The 17,807-nt window shown below is 63.4% G+C and carries 15 protein-coding genes and 2 pseudogenes; 8 read left to right on the top strand and 9 right to left on the bottom strand.

Translation table 11 applies throughout. The annotated features are described in order from the left end of the window. Nucleotides 1-31: 31 nt before the first annotated feature. From QIW53_RS08910 to QIW53_RS08880, 8 genes and pseudogenes are all read right to left on the bottom strand, one after another. On the bottom strand, nt 32-1,042 hold the full coding sequence (locus QIW53_RS08910) for a chemotaxis response regulator protein-glutamate methylesterase (protein WP_371049261.1): 1,011 nt from the start codon (nt 1,040-1,042) through the stop codon (nt 32-34). After that, entirely contained in the window at nt 1,039-3,342 is a 2,304-nt protein-coding gene (locus QIW53_RS08905) for a hybrid sensor histidine kinase/response regulator (protein ID WP_371049260.1), read from the bottom strand. The genes QIW53_RS08910 and QIW53_RS08905 overlap by 4 nt, the downstream gene beginning before the upstream one ends. Then, nucleotides 3,339-4,022, bottom strand: a complete 684-nt coding sequence (locus QIW53_RS08900) for a chemotaxis protein CheW (protein ID WP_192302565.1) — start codon at nt 4,020-4,022, stop codon at nt 3,339-3,341. Before QIW53_RS08900 ends, QIW53_RS08905 begins: the two co-directional genes overlap by 4 nt. After that, on the bottom strand, nt 4,019-5,287 hold the full coding sequence (locus QIW53_RS08895; RefSeq protein ID WP_371049259.1) for a CheR family methyltransferase: 1,269 nt from the start codon (nt 5,285-5,287) through the stop codon (nt 4,019-4,021). Before QIW53_RS08895 ends, QIW53_RS08900 begins: the two co-directional genes overlap by 4 nt. Next, nucleotides 5,284-5,820: a chemotaxis protein CheW gene (locus tag QIW53_RS08890; RefSeq protein WP_371049258.1), complete on the bottom strand. Its 537-nt coding sequence runs from the start codon at nt 5,818-5,820 to the stop codon at nt 5,284-5,286. Before QIW53_RS08890 ends, QIW53_RS08895 begins: the two co-directional genes overlap by 4 nt. Beyond that, nucleotides 5,820-6,995, bottom strand: a pseudogene (locus tag QIW53_RS08885) (methyl-accepting chemotaxis protein); the annotation flags it as partial. The gene QIW53_RS08890 and the pseudogene QIW53_RS08885, both read right to left, overlap by 1 nt. Further along, nucleotides 6,975-7,382: pseudogene (locus tag QIW53_RS27280) on the bottom strand (MCP four helix bundle domain-containing protein); the annotation flags it as partial. The pseudogenes QIW53_RS08885 and QIW53_RS27280, both read right to left, overlap by 21 nt. Nucleotides 7,383-7,689: 307 nt before the next feature. Next, nucleotides 7,690-8,412, bottom strand: a complete 723-nt coding sequence (locus tag QIW53_RS08880; RefSeq protein WP_371049256.1) for a tellurite resistance TerB family protein — start codon at nt 8,410-8,412, stop codon at nt 7,690-7,692. 179 nt (nt 8,413-8,591) lie between these two features. On the opposite strand from QIW53_RS08880, the gene QIW53_RS08875 reads away from it, so the two are divergent. From QIW53_RS08875 to QIW53_RS08840, 8 genes are all read left to right on the top strand, one after another. Then, entirely contained in the window at nt 8,592-9,506 is a 915-nt protein-coding gene (locus QIW53_RS08875; RefSeq protein ID WP_192228470.1) for a LysR family transcriptional regulator, read from the top strand. A gap of 99 nt (nt 9,507-9,605) precedes the next feature. Further along, nucleotides 9,606-11,093: a gamma-aminobutyraldehyde dehydrogenase gene (locus QIW53_RS08870; protein ID WP_192302571.1), complete on the top strand. Its 1,488-nt coding sequence runs from the start codon at nt 9,606-9,608 to the stop codon at nt 11,091-11,093. A 91-nt stretch (nt 11,094-11,184) separates the two neighbouring features. Next, the gene (gene ydcS, locus QIW53_RS08865; RefSeq protein WP_192302572.1) at nt 11,185-12,336 is read left to right on the top strand and encodes a putative ABC transporter substrate-binding protein YdcS; all 1,152 of its coding nucleotides are present in this window, start codon (nt 11,185-11,187) and stop codon (nt 12,334-12,336) included. Between the two features lie 231 nt (nt 12,337-12,567). Continuing rightward, complete coding sequence (locus QIW53_RS08860) at nt 12,568-13,602, top strand: ABC transporter ATP-binding protein (protein ID WP_371049255.1); 1,035 nt, start codon at nt 12,568-12,570, stop codon at nt 13,600-13,602. A gap of 1 nt (nt 13,603) precedes the next feature. Further along, entirely contained in the window at nt 13,604-14,551 is a 948-nt protein-coding gene (locus tag QIW53_RS08855) for an ABC transporter permease (protein ID WP_192302574.1), read from the top strand. Continuing rightward, nucleotides 14,541-15,350: an ABC transporter permease gene (locus QIW53_RS08850; RefSeq protein WP_371049254.1), complete on the top strand. Its 810-nt coding sequence runs from the start codon at nt 14,541-14,543 to the stop codon at nt 15,348-15,350. The genes QIW53_RS08855 and QIW53_RS08850 overlap by 11 nt, the downstream gene beginning before the upstream one ends. Nucleotides 15,351-15,519: 169 nt before the next feature. Then, nucleotides 15,520-16,944: a gamma-aminobutyraldehyde dehydrogenase gene (locus QIW53_RS08845; protein WP_371049252.1), complete on the top strand. Its 1,425-nt coding sequence runs from the start codon at nt 15,520-15,522 to the stop codon at nt 16,942-16,944. A 289-nt stretch (nt 16,945-17,233) separates the two neighbouring features. After that, nucleotides 17,234-17,425 (top strand): type II toxin-antitoxin system RelE/ParE family toxin, encoded by a 192-nt coding sequence (locus tag QIW53_RS08840; protein ID WP_371049376.1) that lies wholly within the window; start codon nt 17,234-17,236, stop codon nt 17,423-17,425. Nucleotides 17,426-17,476: 51 nt separating this feature from the next. Here QIW53_RS08840 and QIW53_RS08835 read toward each other — a convergent pair whose 3' ends face one another. After that, nucleotides 17,477-17,662 (bottom strand): hypothetical protein, encoded by a 186-nt coding sequence (locus tag QIW53_RS08835; protein WP_262167374.1) that lies wholly within the window; start codon nt 17,660-17,662, stop codon nt 17,477-17,479. Between the last annotated feature and the right edge of the window lie 145 nt (nt 17,663-17,807).

Below are 17,807 nucleotides of genomic sequence, written 5' to 3'. Positions count from 1 at the left end.
TCACCTGGACCGGAATTGCAGCGAAACCTAGTCATTTGGCAAAAATCTCCAGCAATCGTGGCGCTATCTTGTCCAAAGCGCGAATCTCTGTGGCGGCATCGATAGCCGCCGCCGCTTTGGGCATGCCATACACCGCGCTGCTTTGTTGGTCCTGAGCGATGGTCAGGTAACCCTGTTGACGCATGAGTTTAAGCCCCTGGGCGCCATCGCGCCCCATACCGGTCAATAAAACCCCGACGGCGTCGCCATTCCAGTAACTGGCCACGCTCTCGAAAAAAACATCGATCGACGGTCGATAGATCTCGTTGACCGGCTCGGCGGTGTACGCCAGCGTGCCGTTTTTCAACAAGCGGATGTGATGGTTGGTGCCTGCCAGCAGCACCGTGCCGGGCTGCGGCGGCTCGCCTTCGCAGGCCAGGCGCACGTTCAGGCCGCTGGCGCTGGCCAGCCATTCGGCCATGCCGGCGGCGAACACCTGATCCACGTGCTGGACGAGCACGATGGCCACCGGAAAATCCCGCGGCAAGCCCTTGAGCAGCACTTCCAGGGCCGCCGGCCCGCCCGCCGAGGAGCCGATGGCAATCAGGCGCTGGCGCGGGGCACTGCTACGCAACGGGCTCGGTGCCTGGCGCTCGCGGTGGCCGCGATCGCCAATCAGCCAGCCGATGTTCATGATCTTGCGCAGCAACGGTGCGGCCGCGTCCTGGGGATTGCCGGCGCCGAGCGCGGGGGTGTCCACCACATCCAGGGCGCCATGGCCCATGGCTTCGAACACCCGGTGCACGTTCTGCTGGCGATCGACGGTGACAATCACGATGGCGCACGGCGTCTCGGCCATGATGCGCCGGGTCGCCTCGACACCGTCCATCACCGGCATGATCAGGTCCATCAGAATCAGGTCCGGGGTATTTTCCGCGCAACGCTGCACCGCTTCGGCACCATTGGCCGCCACCCAGACCACTTCATGCCCAGGCTCGAACGCCAGGGCACGGCGCAGCGCCTCAACCGCCATGGGCATATCGTTGACGATTGCGATCCTCATGCCCTTGCTCCTCCGATGAGCTCAACCACTGCGTCGAGCAGGGCATCATCATGAAAACTGGCTTTGGCTAGATAATAGTCGGCTCCAGCATCCAGTCCACGACGTCGATCTTCCTCTCGATCCTTGTAGGACACCACCATGACCGGCAGCGATTGCAATCGATTGTCCCGGCGCAGCAAAGACACCAGCTCGATGCCGTCCATGCGCGGCATGTCGATGTCGGTGATCAACAGGTCGAAGGCTTCCGAGCGCAGGGCGTTCCAGCCATCCATCCCATCTACCGCCACGGCCACGTCGTAGCCGCGATTGATCAGCAACTTGCGCTGCAGCTCGCGCACCGTCAGCGAGTCGTCGACCACCAGGATTCGCTTGCGCGCCGCCTCCACTGCCTGGCCGCCTTGACGGGCAATCCGTTCCAGGCGCCCGGTATTGAGCAGCTTGTCCACCGAACGCAGCATGTCCTCGACATCGACGATCAGCACCACCGACCCGTCGTCGAGCAGGGCGCCGGCGGAAATGTCCTGCACCTTGCCCAGCCGCTCGTCCAGGGGCAGGACCACCAGGGTGCGCTCGCCGATGAAACGCTCGACTGCCACGCCATAGACCGCATCGCGCTCGCGGATCACCACGACCTTGAGCGTCTGCTGGCTGTGCTGGCTCGCCGGACGCTGGAGCAACTGGCTGGCCGCCACCAGACCGACATGCCGGCCTTCATGCCAGAAATGCTGGCGCCCCTCGACCTGCACGATGTCCGAAGGCTCCAGGTCGCACATGCGCTCGATGTGGGCCAGCGGAAACGCGTAGGCCTCGTCGCCGACTTCCACCACCAGGCTGCGCACCACCGACAGCGTCAGCGGCACTTCAAGGTGGAAGCGGCTGCCCTCGCCCGCCGTCTGCTCCAGCACCACCGCGCCTCGCAACTGGCGGACCATGTGCTGGACCGCGTCCAGGCCGACGCCGCGCCCGGACACTTCGGTCACCTTGTCCCTCAGGCTGAAACCCGGCAGGAACAGGAACGTCAGCAACTCTTCTTCGCTCAGTTGCGCCGCAGTGTCGGCCGGCGACAATTGACGCTCGATGACGCTGCGACGAACCTTTTCCAGGTCGACGCCGTGACCGTCATCGCTCAGTTCCAGCACCAGCAACCCGGCCTGATGGGACGCGCGCAGACGGATCAGGCCTTCTTCCGGCTTGCCTGACAACCGCCGTTGTTCCGGGGTTTCGATGCCGTGATCGACGGCGTTGCGCAGCAGGTGCGTCAGCGGCGCCTCGAGCTTTTCCAGCACATCGCGGTCGACCTGGGTTTTCTCGCCTTCGATCTCCAGCCGCACTTGCTTGCCAAGACTGCGACCGAGGTCGCGGACCATGCGCGCCTGACCGCTCAACACATCGGCGAACGGACGCATGCGGCAGGCCAGCGCCGTGTCGTACAACACTTGTGCCCGTTGACTGGCTTGCCAGGCAAACTCGTCCAGCTCGGCATTTTTCTCCACCAGCAACTGCTGGGACTCAGCCAACAGGCGGCGGGCATCCTCAAGCGCTTCTCGGGCCTCCAGGCTCAGGTCCTGGTCCTTGAGGTGAACATTGAGGTTATCCAGCGCGCGCAGGCCGTTGTTCTGGATGCGCTTGACGCGCTGCATGGTGGCCAGGTGCGGCTTGAGACGCAGGGTTTCCACCAGGGATTTACTCGACAGATCGAGCAGGCTGTTCAGGCGTTCGGCCGTGACCCGCAGGACCCGCTCACCGTTTTCAGTGGTGCGCTTGCTTTTACGCGGTGCGGGAACGGGCTCGGTCGGCGTGGCGCTGACCGGCTCGACCTCCGGCACGACCGGCTCGACCGGCTCGGCGACGGGCCTCTGCGGTTCGGCCATGGGCGGTACAGCTGGCGTGCCGAGGGGCGCGAAGGCGGCCAGTGGATCGAGCAACCGCGCCATCAGCGCCACATACCCGTCGATATCGGCGGGCGCCGGCGCATGGTTCGGCGTGGCGATGCGCATCAGCAAATCGGTGCCTTGCAGCAGTGCGTCAATGTGTTCGGGGCGCAGGTACAGGTGACCTTCCTGTGCGCTGACCAGGCAGTCTTCCATCACGTGGGCAACGCTGACCCCCGCATCGACGCCGACGATGCGGGCCGCACCCTTGAGTGAGTGGGCGGCGCGCATGCACGACTCAAGCTGATCGGCCTGGGTCGGATCGCGCTCGAGCGCCAGCAGGCCGGCGCTCAGCACCTGGGTCTGGGCTTCGGCTTCCAGGCCGAACAGTTCCAGCAACGAGGCGTCGCGCATCTGCTCGGGGGTCATGTCAGGCTCCGGGTCACGGCGGACAGCAGCTGTTCTTCATCCAGCCATCGCAGGCTGCGACCTTTGTACTGCAACACGCCACGGGTGTACCTGGCATTGGCATGAGCCTCTGAACGGGACGCGGCTTCGAGGGTGCGTTCGTCGATGGCATGGATGCCGTCGACTTCGTCCACCGGCACCACCACCGGCCCGCCGTGGGCGGCGATGATCAGCATGCGCGGCATCACACGCGCGCCGCTTGCCACGCTGCTCGTGCCATCCAGCCCCAGCAACTCGACCAGCGACAGGCACGCCACCAATGCACCGCGCACGTTCGCCACGCCGAGCAAGGCCCGTGAGCGCTGGTGCGGCAGTGAATGAATGGCCTGCAACGGTGCCACTTCCACCAGGCTGCGCGTGGCCAGCCCCAGCCACTCCTCGCCGAGCCGGAACATCAGCAGCGAGCGGGTCCTGACTTCGCTTTCGACCAGGGTACTGACGTGTCCGCGATCTTCCTGCTGTAACGCGTAGCGGTCCAGCAGGCGCGTGGCCGCCGCCGAATACACCGCACAGTTGCGGCAGTGAATGTGTTCGATCAGCAGCGGGCAGGACTTGTCGCCATGGATACCGATACGGTTCCAGCAGTCGTCGATGGCCTGGGCGTCGTCATGGGTCAGGCTAAAGCCGTCGGTGGCATTCATCGTTTGCGCTCACTGTCTACGCGCTCGCTGCGGGCGGCACGGGCCTGCAATCGTCGGGCACCGGCGGTGTCGCCCTGGGATTGCAACAAGGCGGCCAGGTGCATCAAGGCGTCGGGATGTTGCGGGTCGAGGTACAAGGCCTTGCGATAAAACCCCTGGGCTTCGAGGGCGCTGCCAGCGACATCGCTGAGCAACCCCAGCCAGTAGAACACCTGCGCCACCGGTTCATGGTTGCGCAAATATTGCTCGCACACCGCTCGGGCCTCGGCACCTTTGCCTTCGTTGGCCAGGTTGGCGATGCTGGCCAACAGCGCCGCCGCCTCCGTATTGACGGCTTTACCCGTCACCGGCAGCGGCGTCGGGATAGCGAAGGGCCGGTTGCGCACGGGCGGTGGCGCCACATTGCGCAGCGGTTGACGCACCGGCAGCGGGGTCGGCGCGAAAGCCGGCGCCGGTTCAGGCGCGGGGGCCGCCTGGCGACTGAATGCAAACGACTGCGGGATGCCGATCGAGCGCATGCCGAATCGTCCGAGCAGGCTGCCCTCTGCCGGACCGATGAACAGCACGCCGTCGACGTGGGTCAGGCGCTTGAGCACTTCGAACACTTGCTGCTGGGTAGGTTGATCGAAATAGATCAGCAGGTTGCGACAGAAAACGAAGTCATAGGGCGCTTCGTTGGCCAGCAACGCCGGATCCAGCAGATTGCCGACCTGCAAATGCACTTGCTCCAGCACTCGCGCCTCGAGGCGATAGCTGTCGTCTTCAGGGACGAAATGCCGTTCGCGAAACGCCAGGTCCTGGCCGCGAAACGAATTCTTGCCATACCGCGCGCGCCTGGCCTTTTCCACCGACAGCGGGCTGACGTCCATGCCTTCGACGCGAAACTGATGCGGTTTGAGGCCCGCGTCCAACAAGGCCATGGCAATGGAATAGGGCTCTTCACCGGTCGAGCACGGCAGGCTGAGAATGCGCAGTGCACGCAGGTTGTTGAGTTCGTCCAGCCGCCTGATCGCCAGCCTGGCCAGGGTGGCAAAGGATTCCGGGTAACGGAAGAACCAGGTCTCGGGCACGATCACCGCTTCGATCAGCGCTTGCTGCTCCTCCCGCGACCCCTGCAGGGTCTGCCAGTACGCATCGGCGGTTTCTGAACGGGACGCGGTGCTGCGCTGGCGCACCGCGCGCTCGATGATCGCCGGGCCCACCGACGTCACGTCGAGGCCGATGCGCTCCTTGAGAAAATCGAAAAACCGTTGATCGCTGTTCATGCCGGCTCCTCAAGCAGTGCCGGGTCCCGTGGCGGCGACGGGAATAACAGCGCGCGAACCCGCGCATCCAGCAGATCGGCGACACGCACCCACTGCAGCAACCCTTGCGCATCCTCACGCACGGGCCCGAGGTACGGCGCCTGGCGGTTGTCGAGGCCGTAGGGCTGGAAATCCGTCGGATCGCAACGCAAGGTGTCGGTGGCCTGCTCCAGGATCAGCCCGAGCAACTGCGCATCGGCGTTTTCGTCCGCTTGGTAATTGACCAGCACCAGCCGGGTGCTGGTGCGGGCCTGGGCCGCGACACCGAAGGCCAATGCACTGAGGTCGATGACCGGCACCACCGCGCCACGGTAGGCGAACACCCCGGCCACCCAGGCCGGCACCTGTGGAATCGGCTTCAAGGGCAGGCGTGGCAGCACTTCGGCGACGTCGGTCGCACGCAGGGCGTAGCGTTCGCTGCCGATGCGAAACACCAGGAACAACGCCTGCGCCGCCGGCTTCACAGCGCTGCGTCTGGCCGTGAGTTCGCTCATCAGACTTTGAATCGCGAAACGCCGCTGCGCAGCCCGACGGCCACTTGGCTCAGTTCGTCGATGGCAAAGCTGGCCTGGCGCAAGGATTCGACGGTCTGGCTGCTGGCATCCCCCAACTGCACCAATGCATGGTTGATCTGCTCGGCGCCGGTGGCCTGGGCCTGCATGCCCTCATTGACCATCAGCACCCGTGGCGCCAGCGCCTGCACCTGATGAATGATCTGCGACAGTTGCTCGCCGACCTGCTGCACCTCGAACATGCCACGGCGCACTTCCTCGGAGAACTTGTCCATGCCCATGACCCCGGCCGAGACCGCCGACTGGATCTCGCGCACCATCTGCTCGATATCGTAGGTGGCCACGGCCGTCTGGTCCGCCAGGCGACGGACCTCGGTAGCGACCACGGCAAACCCCCGGCCGTATTCCCCGGCCTTTTCCGCCTCGATGGCCGCGTTCAACGACAGCAGGTTGGTCTGGTCGGCCACCTTGACGATGGTCACGACCACCTGATTGATGTTGCCGGCCTTCTCGTTGAGGATCGCCAGCTTGGCGTTGACCAGATCCGCAGCCCCCATCACCGAATGCATGGTTTCTTCCATGCGCGCCAGGCCCTGCTGCCCTGAGCCGGCGGCCACCGAGGCCTGGTCGGCAGCGGTAGAAACCTCGGTCATGGTGCGCACCAGGTCGCGGGAGGTGGCGGCGATTTCCCGGGACGTCGCCCCGATTTCCGTGGTCGTGGCCGCCGTTTCCGTGGCAGTGGCCTGCTGTTGCTTGGAGGTGGCGGCAATCTCGGTCACCGAGGTGGTGACCTGCACCGAAGAGCGCTGGGCCTGGGACACCAGTGACGTGAGTTCGACCATCATGTCGTTGAAGCCGGTTTCCACCGCACCGAACTCGTCCTTGCGCTCCAGGTTCAAGCGGCCGCTGAGATCGCCAGTGCGCATGACTTCAAGAATCTGCACGATGCGGTTCATCGGCGCCATGATCGCGCGCATCAGCAACAGGCCACACAGGGCTGCAGCCAGCACGGCCACCAGCAGTGAGATGCCCATGACGATTTTCGCCGAGACCACGGCGTTGTCGATGATCTCGATATCCTTGTCGGCCACCGCCTTGTTCTGGCGCAGGATGTCATTGAGTTTCATGCGACCGGCGGTCCACGCCGGCGTCAGTTGCTCGTTGAACAACGCGATGGCTTGCGCCTCCTGACTGCGCTTGTGCAAATCGAGCACGGCGCCGAGGATCTCGACGTATTCGGCATGGAGTTTTTCGAAAGCCGCGTATTCGACCTTGTCTTCTTCCGTCGTGACAGTGGCGCGATAGTCGGCCATGGCTGCCTGAACACGCGCTTCATAGCCCTTGAAGTCGGCGACATCTTCGCCACTGATGCCCTGCCCCTCTTTCAGGCCCAGCATTTCCTGAATCCGCAGATAACTGTCGACCCAAGCGCCACGGATCGTCGAACTGTAATAGACCCCGGGAAGCGCGTCTTCACGGACGCTGGCTTCGCTGTCTTCGATCTTCAGCAGCCGCGAATACGAGACGACCACCATCAGCAGCATGATGGCGATGATTACCGCAAAGCTCGCCAAGATGCGTTGGCGCAACGTCCAGTTCTTCACAGTCAGTCCTCGGGGCCGTTTCAAATGCGGGGAGTATAGCCGAGGGCGGTGTGTCATTTATAAGACAGTTGCGCAGCACTTCTCATCCTGGCGCAAAGGGACATGGATCTGCCTTGGATGATGCGCAGTGGGTGATGACGCCTTCGCGGGCAAGCCCGCTCGCACAAGGGGGATGTGGAGTGGGCATAGGTAGTGGCCATTCCCGAAAACCGAGGTGGGAGCGAGCCCGCTCCCACAGTGGATTGCGTTACACGGAGGCCTGGCGCACCTGTTTCTCCAGCTCGGCCTTCAGGCCCGGCGCCAGGTTCAACTGGCGGGCGAGTTCCTCCAGGTAGGATTTCTCCATGAAGCTCTCCTCGTCCACCATCATCACGCTGGCGATGTACATCTCGGCGGCCATTTCCGGAGTGCTGGCAGTGCGCGCCACGTCGGCTGGGTCCAGTGGCTTGTTCAATTCGGCGTGCAGCCAGTGTTGCAGTTCCCGGTCGCTGTCGAGCCGGGTGAACTCGCCCTCGATCAGCGTGCGTTCGCGCTCATCGACATGCCCGTCCGCCTTGGCTGCCGCCACCAGCGCGGTGAGAATGGCCTGGCTGTGCTGCTCGGCCTGGGCCGCCGGCAGACGGTCCACGGTTTGCGGTTCACGGGCCGGCGCCGCGCCTTGCTGCGCCTGCCAGTTGCCGTAGGCCTTGTAGGCAATGACGCCCAATGCCGCCAGGCCACCGTAAATGGCCACTTTGCCGCCGACCTTGCGCACCTTCTTGTTGCCCATCAACAGGCCCATGGCACCCGCCGCCAGCGCGCCACCACCGGCGCCCGACAACAAGCCGCCAAGGCCGTTTGATCCACCGTTACCGCCGAGCAGCCCACCCAGTGCGCCGCCGGAACCCTTGTTCTGCGAGCCACCGGCCTTGTTCTGCAGCAGGTCCTGACCGGACTTGAGCAACTGATCGAGCAATCCACGGGTATTCATGTCTGTCGTCTCCAGCTAAGGACTTTTCTAGGCCACCAGCCTAGATCGAAACGCGACGGCGGCGGCCGACGAGAGTGCTTCCGGATGTTGCCCGGTCTGAAAAACCCTACCCAAGCCATTCGATTAAAAAGATATACACTCCAGTGAATCGATAAAAACCGCCCACCGGGTGCCTGCTCATGATGACCCTGCGTCAGATCCGTCATTTCATCGCCGTGGCCGAGACCGGCTCGATCTCCGCCGCCGCACAGACCGCTTTCATTTCCCAGTCGACATTGACCCTGGCCATCCAGCAACTGGAGCAGGAAATCGGTGTCGGCCTGTTCAACCGCCACGCCAAGGGCATGACCCTCACCCACCAGGGCCACCAGTTCCTGCGTCAGGCGCACCTGATCCTGGCGACAGTGGACAACGCCAAGCGCAGCCTGCAGCAGAGCACCGACCAGGTGGCCGGGCAGTTGATCATCGGAGTGACCAGCCTCGTGGCCGGTTATTACCTCGCCGATTTGCTCACTCGCTTCCAGCGCGCCTACCCGAATGTGGAAATCCGCGTGATGGAGGATGAGCGCCCCTACATCGAGCATTTGCTGGTCAGCGGCGAAATCGACGTCGGCGTGTTGATCCTGTCCAACCTCGAGGACCGCCATGCCCTGCAGACCGAAGTGCTGACCCACTCACCCCATCGCCTGTGGCTGCCGGCGCAGCATCCGCTGCTGGAGCACGACAGCATCAACCTCGCCGACGTGGCCCGCGAACCACTGATTCAACTGAACGTCGACGAAATGGACCGCAACGCCCAGCGCATGTGGTCGGCGGCGTCGCTGCAACCGCGCATCACCCTGAAGACCGCTTCGACCGAAGCGGTGCGTAGCCTGGTGGCCGCCGGCCTGGGGGTGTCGATCCAACCGGACATGACCTACCGCCCCTGGTCGCTGGAGGGCGACATCATCGAGGCTCGCCCCATCGCCGACCTGAGCCAGACCCTCGACGTCGGCCTGGCCTGGCGCCGGGGCACGGCCCGCCCGGCGCTGGTGGACCCCTTCCTGACCGTCGCCCGGGAACAACCGCACGGCGGACGCAAGCCATCTATTTAATCGAACGTTACCTTCAATATTTAGTATTTGTCGACCTCGGTTCCGGGCACTAGTCTTGGTTCATCTATAAGACGGCCGGTCCCAGTCACAGGGAGCACCATGGCCACACAAGAAAAGAGAACCCGAAAAATGGCTGGCGCGCAGACTCCGTTGTTCACCGCGTTGTTGATCGATGGCGAACTGGTCGCGGGTCAGGGTTTTGTCGAGCCGATCCTCAATCCGGCCACCGGTGAAGTGTTGACGCACATCGCGGAGGCCAGCACCGAACAAGTCGAAGCCGCGATCCTGGCTGCTCACCACGCCTTCGCCAGTTGGTCCCGAACCACGCCCCAGCAACGCTCCAACCTGCTGCTGGAAATCGCCAACGCCATCGAGAAACAAGCCGACCTGCTGGCTCGCCTGGAGTCCCTGAACTGCGGCAAGCCATTGCACCTGGCTCGACAGGACGACCTGAACGCGACGGTCGATGTGTTCCGCTTCTTCGCTGGCGCCGTGCGTTGCCAGACCGGGCAGCTCAGCGGCGAATACGTGCCTGGCTACACCAGTATGGTGCGCCGCGATCCCATCGGCGTGGTCGCGTCCATCGCGCCCTGGAACTACCCGATCATGATGGCCGCGTGGAAAATCGCCCCGGCCCTGGCCGCTGGCAACACGCTGGTGTTCAAGCCCTCCGAGCACACGCCGTTGTCGATTCTGGCCTTGGCGCCCGCCCTGGCCGAGATCCTGCCGCGCGGGGTGATCAACATCATTTGTGGCGGCGGCGAAGGCGTGGGCAGCCACCTGGTCAGTCACCCGAAAATCCGCATGGTGTCGCTGACCGGCGACATCGTCACCGGGCAGAAAATCTTGCAGGCCGCGGCGAAAACCCTGAAGCGCACGCACCTCGAACTCGGCGGCAAGGCGCCGGTGATCGTCTGTAACGATGCCGATATTCAGGCAGTGGTCGAAGGCATACGCACCTACGGGTACTACAACGCCGGCCAGGACTGCACGGCGGCGTGCCGCCTCTATGCACAGGCCGGGATCCACGACCGGCTGGTGGCCGAACTCGGCGCGGCGGTCGGCAGCCTGCGCTTTGCCGGCAAACGTGACGCCGACAACGAAATCGGCCCGCTGATCAGCACCCGCCAGCGCGACCGGGTGGCCAGTTTCGTCGAACGCGCCCTCGGCCAACCCCATATCGAACGGGTCACCGGGGCCGCGGTGCATTCCGGTGCCGGCTTCTATTACCAGCCGACCCTGCTGGCCGGCTGCAAGCAGAGCGATGAAATCGTCCAGCGGGAGGTATTCGGCCCGGTGGTCACCGTGACCCGTTTCGAAGGGCTCGAGCAAGCGGTGGACTGGGCCAACGATTCGGAATACGGCCTGGCGTCCTCGGTCTGGACCCAGAACCTGGACAAGGCGATGCAGGTCGCGGCGCGCCTGCAGTACGGCTGCACCTGGATCAACAGCCATTTCATGCTGGTCAGCGAAATGCCCCACGGCGGCCTGAAACGCTCGGGCTACGGCAAGGACCTGTCCAGCGATTCGCTTCAGGACTACAGCGTGGTGCGGCACATCATGGCCCGCCACGGACAGCATTTATAAAAAGCGCACTACGCTGACAATTAGCCGTAAAGGCATTGGCTTCACCACGTTCAACACTGCCCCGACCATAATTAAAGAAGAGGGAAACCCAATGTTCGTGCACAAGACCGCACTGCTCAGTGCAATCACTACCGCGCTGCTGGCCAGCGCCAGCGTCCAGGCTGCCGAGCCGCTGAAGTCCGTCGGCGCTGGCGAAGGCCAGCTGGATATCGTGGCGTGGCCCGGTTACATCGAACGGGGCGAAAGCGACAAGGCCTATGACTGGGTGAGCGGTTTCGAGAAGGAAACCGGCTGCAAGGTCAACGTGAAGACCGCCGCCACCTCCGACGAAATGGTCAGCCTGATGGCCAAGGGCGGCTATGACCTGGTCACGGCATCCGGGGATGCCTCCCTGCGACTGATCGTCGGCAAGCGTGTGCAACCGATCAACACCGCGTTGATCCCGAACTGGAAGAACCTCGACCCACGCCTCAACGATGCGCCATGGTACGTGGTCAACAAGCAGACCTACGGCACCCCGTACCAGTGGGGCCCGAACGTGCTGATGTACAACACCAACGTGTTCAAGACCGCGCCGGATAGCTGGGGCGTGCTGTTCAATGCGCAAAACCTGCCGGACGGCAAGCCGAACAAGGGTCGCGTACAAGCCTATGACGGCCCGATCTACATCGCCGATGCAGCGCTGTACCTGAAAACCGCCAAGCCGGAACTGGGCATCCAGAGCCCTTACGAACTGACCGAAGCGCAGTACAAGGCCGTGCTCGACCTGTTGCGCGCCCAGCAGCCGCTGATCCACCGCTACTGGCACGACACCACCGTGCAAATGAGCGACTTCAAGAACGAAGGCGTGGTCGCTTCCGGCGCCTGGCCGTATCAGGTCAACGGCCTGGTGAACGAGAAGCAGCCGATCGCGTCGACCATTCCGAAAGAAGGCGCCACCGGTTGGGCCGACACCACCATGCTGCATACCGAGGCCAAGCACCCGAACTGTGCCTACAAGTGGATGGACTGGTCGCTGCAACCCAAGGTCCAGGGTGACGTAGCGGCCTGGTTCGGTTCGTTGCCGGCAGTCCCGGCGGCGTGCAAGGAGAGCGAACTGCTCGGCGCCGAGGGCTGCAAAACCAACGGTTTCGATCAATTCGACAAGATTGCCTTCTGGAAAACCCCGCAGGCCGAGGGCGGCAAGTTCGTGCCGTACAGCCGCTGGACCCAGGACTACATCGCGATCATGGGCGGCCGTTAAAAGTCATTCCGGTCGCTACGGCGCGTCGACCAGCCGCGCCCGGGCAGTGCTCGCCTCCTCATGTACTGACGTACGCTCCGGGGGCTGTGCGCTGGCCGGACACGGCTGATCGCCGCGCGCTACGCGCCCAAAACGACTTTACCCAATCAACGCACAGCACGTAACAACGCATTTTCAGAAGTCCAGGCACGGCCGCTGCGACGGCTGCCGCCTTTTTTGGAGCACCGCACCATGACGCTTGCAGTCCAATTCACCAACGTTTCCCGTCTGTTCGGCGATGTGAAAGCCGTAGACCGGGTTTCCATCGACATCCAGGACGGCGAGTTCTTTTCCATGCTGGGCCCTTCCGGCTCCGGCAAAACCACCTGTTTGCGCCTGATCGCCGGTTTCGAACAGCCGAGCGCCGGGTCCATCCGTATTCACGGCGAAGAAGCCGCCGGGCTGCCGCCGTACGAGCGTGACGTCAACACCGTGTTTCAGGACTACGCCCTGTTCCCGCACATGAACGTGCTCGACAACGTGGCCTACGGCCTGAAAGTCAAAGGCGTGGGCAAAAACGAACGCCGCAGCCGCGCCGAAGAAGCCCTCGACATGGTCGCCCTCGGTGGCTACGGCGAGCGCAAACCGGTGCAGCTTTCCGGCGGTCAACGCCAGCGCGTGGCCCTGGCCCGCGCCCTGGTCAACCGTCCCCGGGTGCTGCTGCTCGACGAGCCGCTGGGTGCGCTCGATCTGAAGCTGCGCGAGCAGATGCAAAGCGAGCTGAAGAAACTGCAACGCCAGCTCGGCATCACCTTCATCTTCGTCACCCACGACCAGACCGAGGCGCTGTCGATGTCCGACCGGGTCGCCGTGTTCAACAAGGGTCGCATCGAGCAAGTGGACACCCCGCGCAACCTCTACATGAAACCGGCCACCACCTTTGTCGCGGAATTCGTCGGCACCTCCAACGTGATCCGCGGCGATCTGGCGAAGCAGCTCAGCGGCAACCCGCAACCGTTTTCGATTCGGCCGGAACACGTGCGCTTTGCCGAAGGCCCGCTGGCCAGCCATGAAATCGAAGTCAGCGGCCTGCTCCACGACATCCAGTACCAGGGCAGCGCCACCCGCTATGAACTGAAGCTGGAAAACGGCCAGACCCTGAACATCAGCCAGGCCAACAATCAGTGGCTGGACGTCAGCGCCCAGCACCAGACCGGGCAACGCCTCAGCGCCCGCTGGGCACGGGAAGCGATGATCGCGCTGCACGACACCGTAGGCGGGGTTTGACATGAACAGCGTGGCAATCACCCCGACCCCGGTCAGCGGCTCGCCGTTGCGCAGGTTCTCCAACCTGCTGTACCGGCGCCCGAACTTTTACCTGTCGCTGTTGCTGGTGCCCCCGCTGCTGTGGTTTGGCGCGATCTACCTGGGTTCGCTGTTGGTGCTGCTGTGGCAAGGCTTCTACACCTTCGACGACTTCACCATGGCGGTCACCCCCGACCTGACCCTGGCCAACCTCGCCGCACTGTTCCAGCCGTCGAACTTCGACATCATCCTGCGCACCCTGAGCATGGCCATCGTGGTGTCGATCGCCAGCGCCATTGTCGCGTTCCCGATCGCCTACTACATGGCGCGCTACACCACCGGCAAGACCAAGGCGTTTTTCTACATTGCGGTGATGATGCCGATGTGGGCCAGCTACATCGTCAAGGCCTACGCCTGGACGTTGCTGCTGGCCAAGGGCGGCGTGGCGCAGTGGTTCGTCCAGCACCTGGGACTGGAGCCGCTGTTGCAGTTCGTGCTGGGCATTCCCGGCGTGGGCGGCAGCACCCTGTCGACCTCGCACCTGGGACGCTTCATGGTGTTCGTCTACATCTGGCTGCCGTTCATGATCCTGCCGATCCAGGCGTCGCTGGAACGCTTGCCGCCGTCGCTGCTGCAAGCCTCCGCCGACCTCGGGGCCAAGCCGCGCCAGACCTTCATGCAGGTGATTCTGCCGCTGTCGATCCCGGGCATCGCCGCCGGTTCGATCTTCACCTTTTCCCTGACCCTGGGCGACTTCATCGTGCCGCAACTGGTGGGACCGCCCGGCTATTTCGTCGGCAGCATGGTGTACGCCCAGCAAGGCGCGATCGGCAACATGCCCATGGCCGCCGCCTTCACCCTGGTGCCGATCGTGCTGATCGCCATCTACCTGACCATTGTCAAACGACTGGGGGCCTTCGATGCACTCTGAACGAGCTTCCCTGGGTCTGCGCATCGCCGCCTGGGGCGGGTTGGTGTTCCTGCACTTCCCGATCCTGATCATCTTCCTCTACGCCTTCAACACCGAAGACGCGGCGTTCAGCTTTCCGCCCAAGGGTTTCACCCTGAAGTGGATCGGCATCGCGTTCTCGCGCCCGGACGTGCTGGAGGCGATCAAGCTGTCGCTGCAGATCGCCGCCATCGCCACCCTGATTGCCATGGTTCTCGGCACTCTCGCGTCCGCCGCGTTGTACCGCCGGGACTTCTTCGGCAAGCAAGGCATCTCGCTGATGTTGATCCTGCCGATTGCGCTGCCGGGGATCATTACCGGGATCGCCCTGCTGGCGACCTTCAAGTCACTGGGGATCGAGCCCGGGATGTTCACCATCATCGTCGGCCACGCGACCTTCTGCGTGGTGATCGTCTACAACAACGTCATCGCCCGGCTGCGCCGCACTTCGCACAGCCTGATCGAGGCTTCGATGGACCTGGGCGCCGACGGCTGGCAGACCTTCCGCTACATCATGCTGCCCAATCTCGGCTCGGCCCTGCTGGCGGGCGGCATGCTGGCGTTCGCGCTGTCGTTCGACGAAATCATCGTCACCACCTTCACCGCCGGCCATGAACGCACCCTGCCGCTGTGGCTGCTCAACCAGCTCAGCCGGCCACGTGACGTGCCGGTGACCAACGTCGTGGCGATGCTGGTGATGATCGTGACCATGCTGCCGATTCTCGGCGCCTATTACCTGACCCGTGGCGGGGAAAGCGTGGCGGGGAGTGGCGGGAAGTAACTCGATTTCAACTGGAGGAACCGGATCCAGATGTGGCAGCGGGCTTGCTCGCGAATGCGGTGTGTCAGCCAACACTGATGCTGAATGTTTAACCGCATTCGCGAGCAAGCCCGCTCCCACAGGGGCCATGGTTCTTCAGGAAAATAAAAATTGTGAAGAGGACAATGCCATGCAAACCCAACTCCTGATCAACGGCCAGCTCGTCAACGGCGAAGGCCCTGCCCAGCCGGTATTCAACCCGGCGCTGGGCCGCGTGCTGGTGGAAATCAACGAAGCCAGTGAAGCCCAGGTAGACGCCGCCGTGCGCGCCGCCGACGCGGCGTTCGACAGCTGGTCGCAGACTCCGCCCAAAGACCGTTCGCTGCTGCTGCTCAAACTTGCCGAGGCCATCGAAGCCCACGGCGAAGAGCTGGCCAAGCTGGAATCGGACAACTGCGGCAAGCCCTACAGCGCGGCATTGAACGACGAGATCCCGGCCATTGCCGACGTGTTTCGCTTCTTCGCCGGTGCCAGTCGCTGCATGAGCGGTTCGGCCGGCGGCGAATACCTGCCCGGCCACACCTCGATGATCCGGCGCGACCCGGTGGGTGTGATCGCCTCCATCGCACCGTGGAACTACCCACTGATGATGGTCGCCTGGAAAATCGCCCCGGCCCTGGCCGCCGGCAACACCGTGGTGCTCAAGCCGTCGGAACAAACCCCGCTGACCGCGCTGCGCCTGGCGCAATTGGCGTCGGAAATTTTCCCGGCCGGCGTGCTCAACCTGGTGTTCGGTCGCGGCCCCACCGTAGGCCACCCACTGGTGACCCACCCGAAAGTGCGCATGGTGTCGCTGACCGGCTCCATTGCCACCGGTTCGAACATCATTTCCAGCACCGCCGACAGCGTCAAACGCATGCACATGGAACTGGGCGGCAAGGCGCCGGTGATCATCTTCGACGACGCCGACATCGACGCCGCCGTGGAAGGCATCCGCACCTTCGGTTTCTACAACGCCGGCCAGGACTGCACCGCCGCGTGCCGCATCTATGCGCAGGCCGGCATCTACGAAAAGTTCGTCGAGAAGCTCGGCGCGGCCGTCAGCAGCATCAAGTACGGCGTGCAGGATGACCCCTCCACCGAACTGGGCCCGCTGATCACCGCGCAACACCGCGACCGCGTGGCCGGGTTCGTCGAACGCGCCGTGGCACAGTCGCACATTCGCCTGGTCACCGGCGGCAAAGCCGTGGAAGGCAATGGTTTCTTCTTCGAACCCACCGTGCTGGCGGATGCGCAGCAGGACGACGAAATCGTGCGTCGCGAGGTGTTCGGGCCGGTGGTGTCGGTGACCAGATTCAACGACGAAGCGCAGGTGCTGGGTTGGGCCAACGATTCGGACTACGGCCTGGCCTCGTCGGTGTGGACCGCCGATGTCGGCCGCGCCCATCGCCTGTCTGCCCGTTTGCAGTACGGCTGCACCTGGGTCAACACCCACTTCATGCTGGTCAGCGAAATGCCCCATGGCGGGCAGAAACTGTCCGGCTATGGCAAGGACATGTCGATGTACGGGTTGGAGGACTACACCGTCGTTCGCCATGTGATGTTCAAGCATTAAGAACTGCATCGCTGGCAAGCCAGCTCCTACAGGATCTGTGCAGTCCCTGTGGGAGCTGGCTTGCCAGCATGGCCTCACCTCGGTTTCAAGGTGGAAGCCGGCATCAGGCACCACCGGTTTTACAGCAACACCCACCGCAATAACCGCCGATCCTGGCGGCGCCATCCTTGTCCCTCCACTGCTTCGGCCATCCGAAATCTTTCCTCCTGATCCGTTGGGTTGACGAACAGGCCAGCAAACCTAAGTTGTCTACAATGTCTACTACGTATACACCTCCAAGAGAGCGGTCATCTCCGTGTTCCTCCAATCCTTTCGTCAGCTCGGGCAGTTTCCCGGATCCGGGCGGCCGTCGGCCACACCGGATGTACGAGAGCTCATCATTGGCCGGTATCCATTTATCGCCTCCTATCGATTGATACATGGCCGTATTCAAATTTTGCGCGTGCTCCACCAACCTTCAGACAGGTCAAGTCAGAGGTAATCAACGACGCCAACTGCGGCATCAATGCCGCAGCCGAACGCCGGGACTTCGTCAAAACCGCGACACACTGCGCATCGCATCCACCAGATACCGCATCGCTATCCGGTCGTTCTCCGACAACTCGCGATAACGCTCCACCAGCTTCAATTCCTCGGAATTGAGACGACGCCTTCGCCGCCCGAGGCCCAGGCAGGGAAAGATTCCCAACATTTCGGTGATGCCTTGTACTTTCGACATGGACGATGTCCTTCTCTAACGTCAAAGAAAACTGCAACTACTGCATCGCCCTTCCCTTTTTCAGCCGCCTCCTCGTGCCAACTGAATCCCACCGGCCTGAGGGCAGAAACCGGTCATGCCCATAGAATAGAAACTATCCCGGCGC

The organism is Pseudomonas fluorescens (genome assembly GCF_041354075.1).
GTDB lineage: Bacteria > Pseudomonadota > Gammaproteobacteria > Pseudomonadales > Pseudomonadaceae > Aquipseudomonas > Aquipseudomonas fluorescens_CE.
This window is presented reverse-complemented; position numbering and strand designations above follow the sequence as displayed.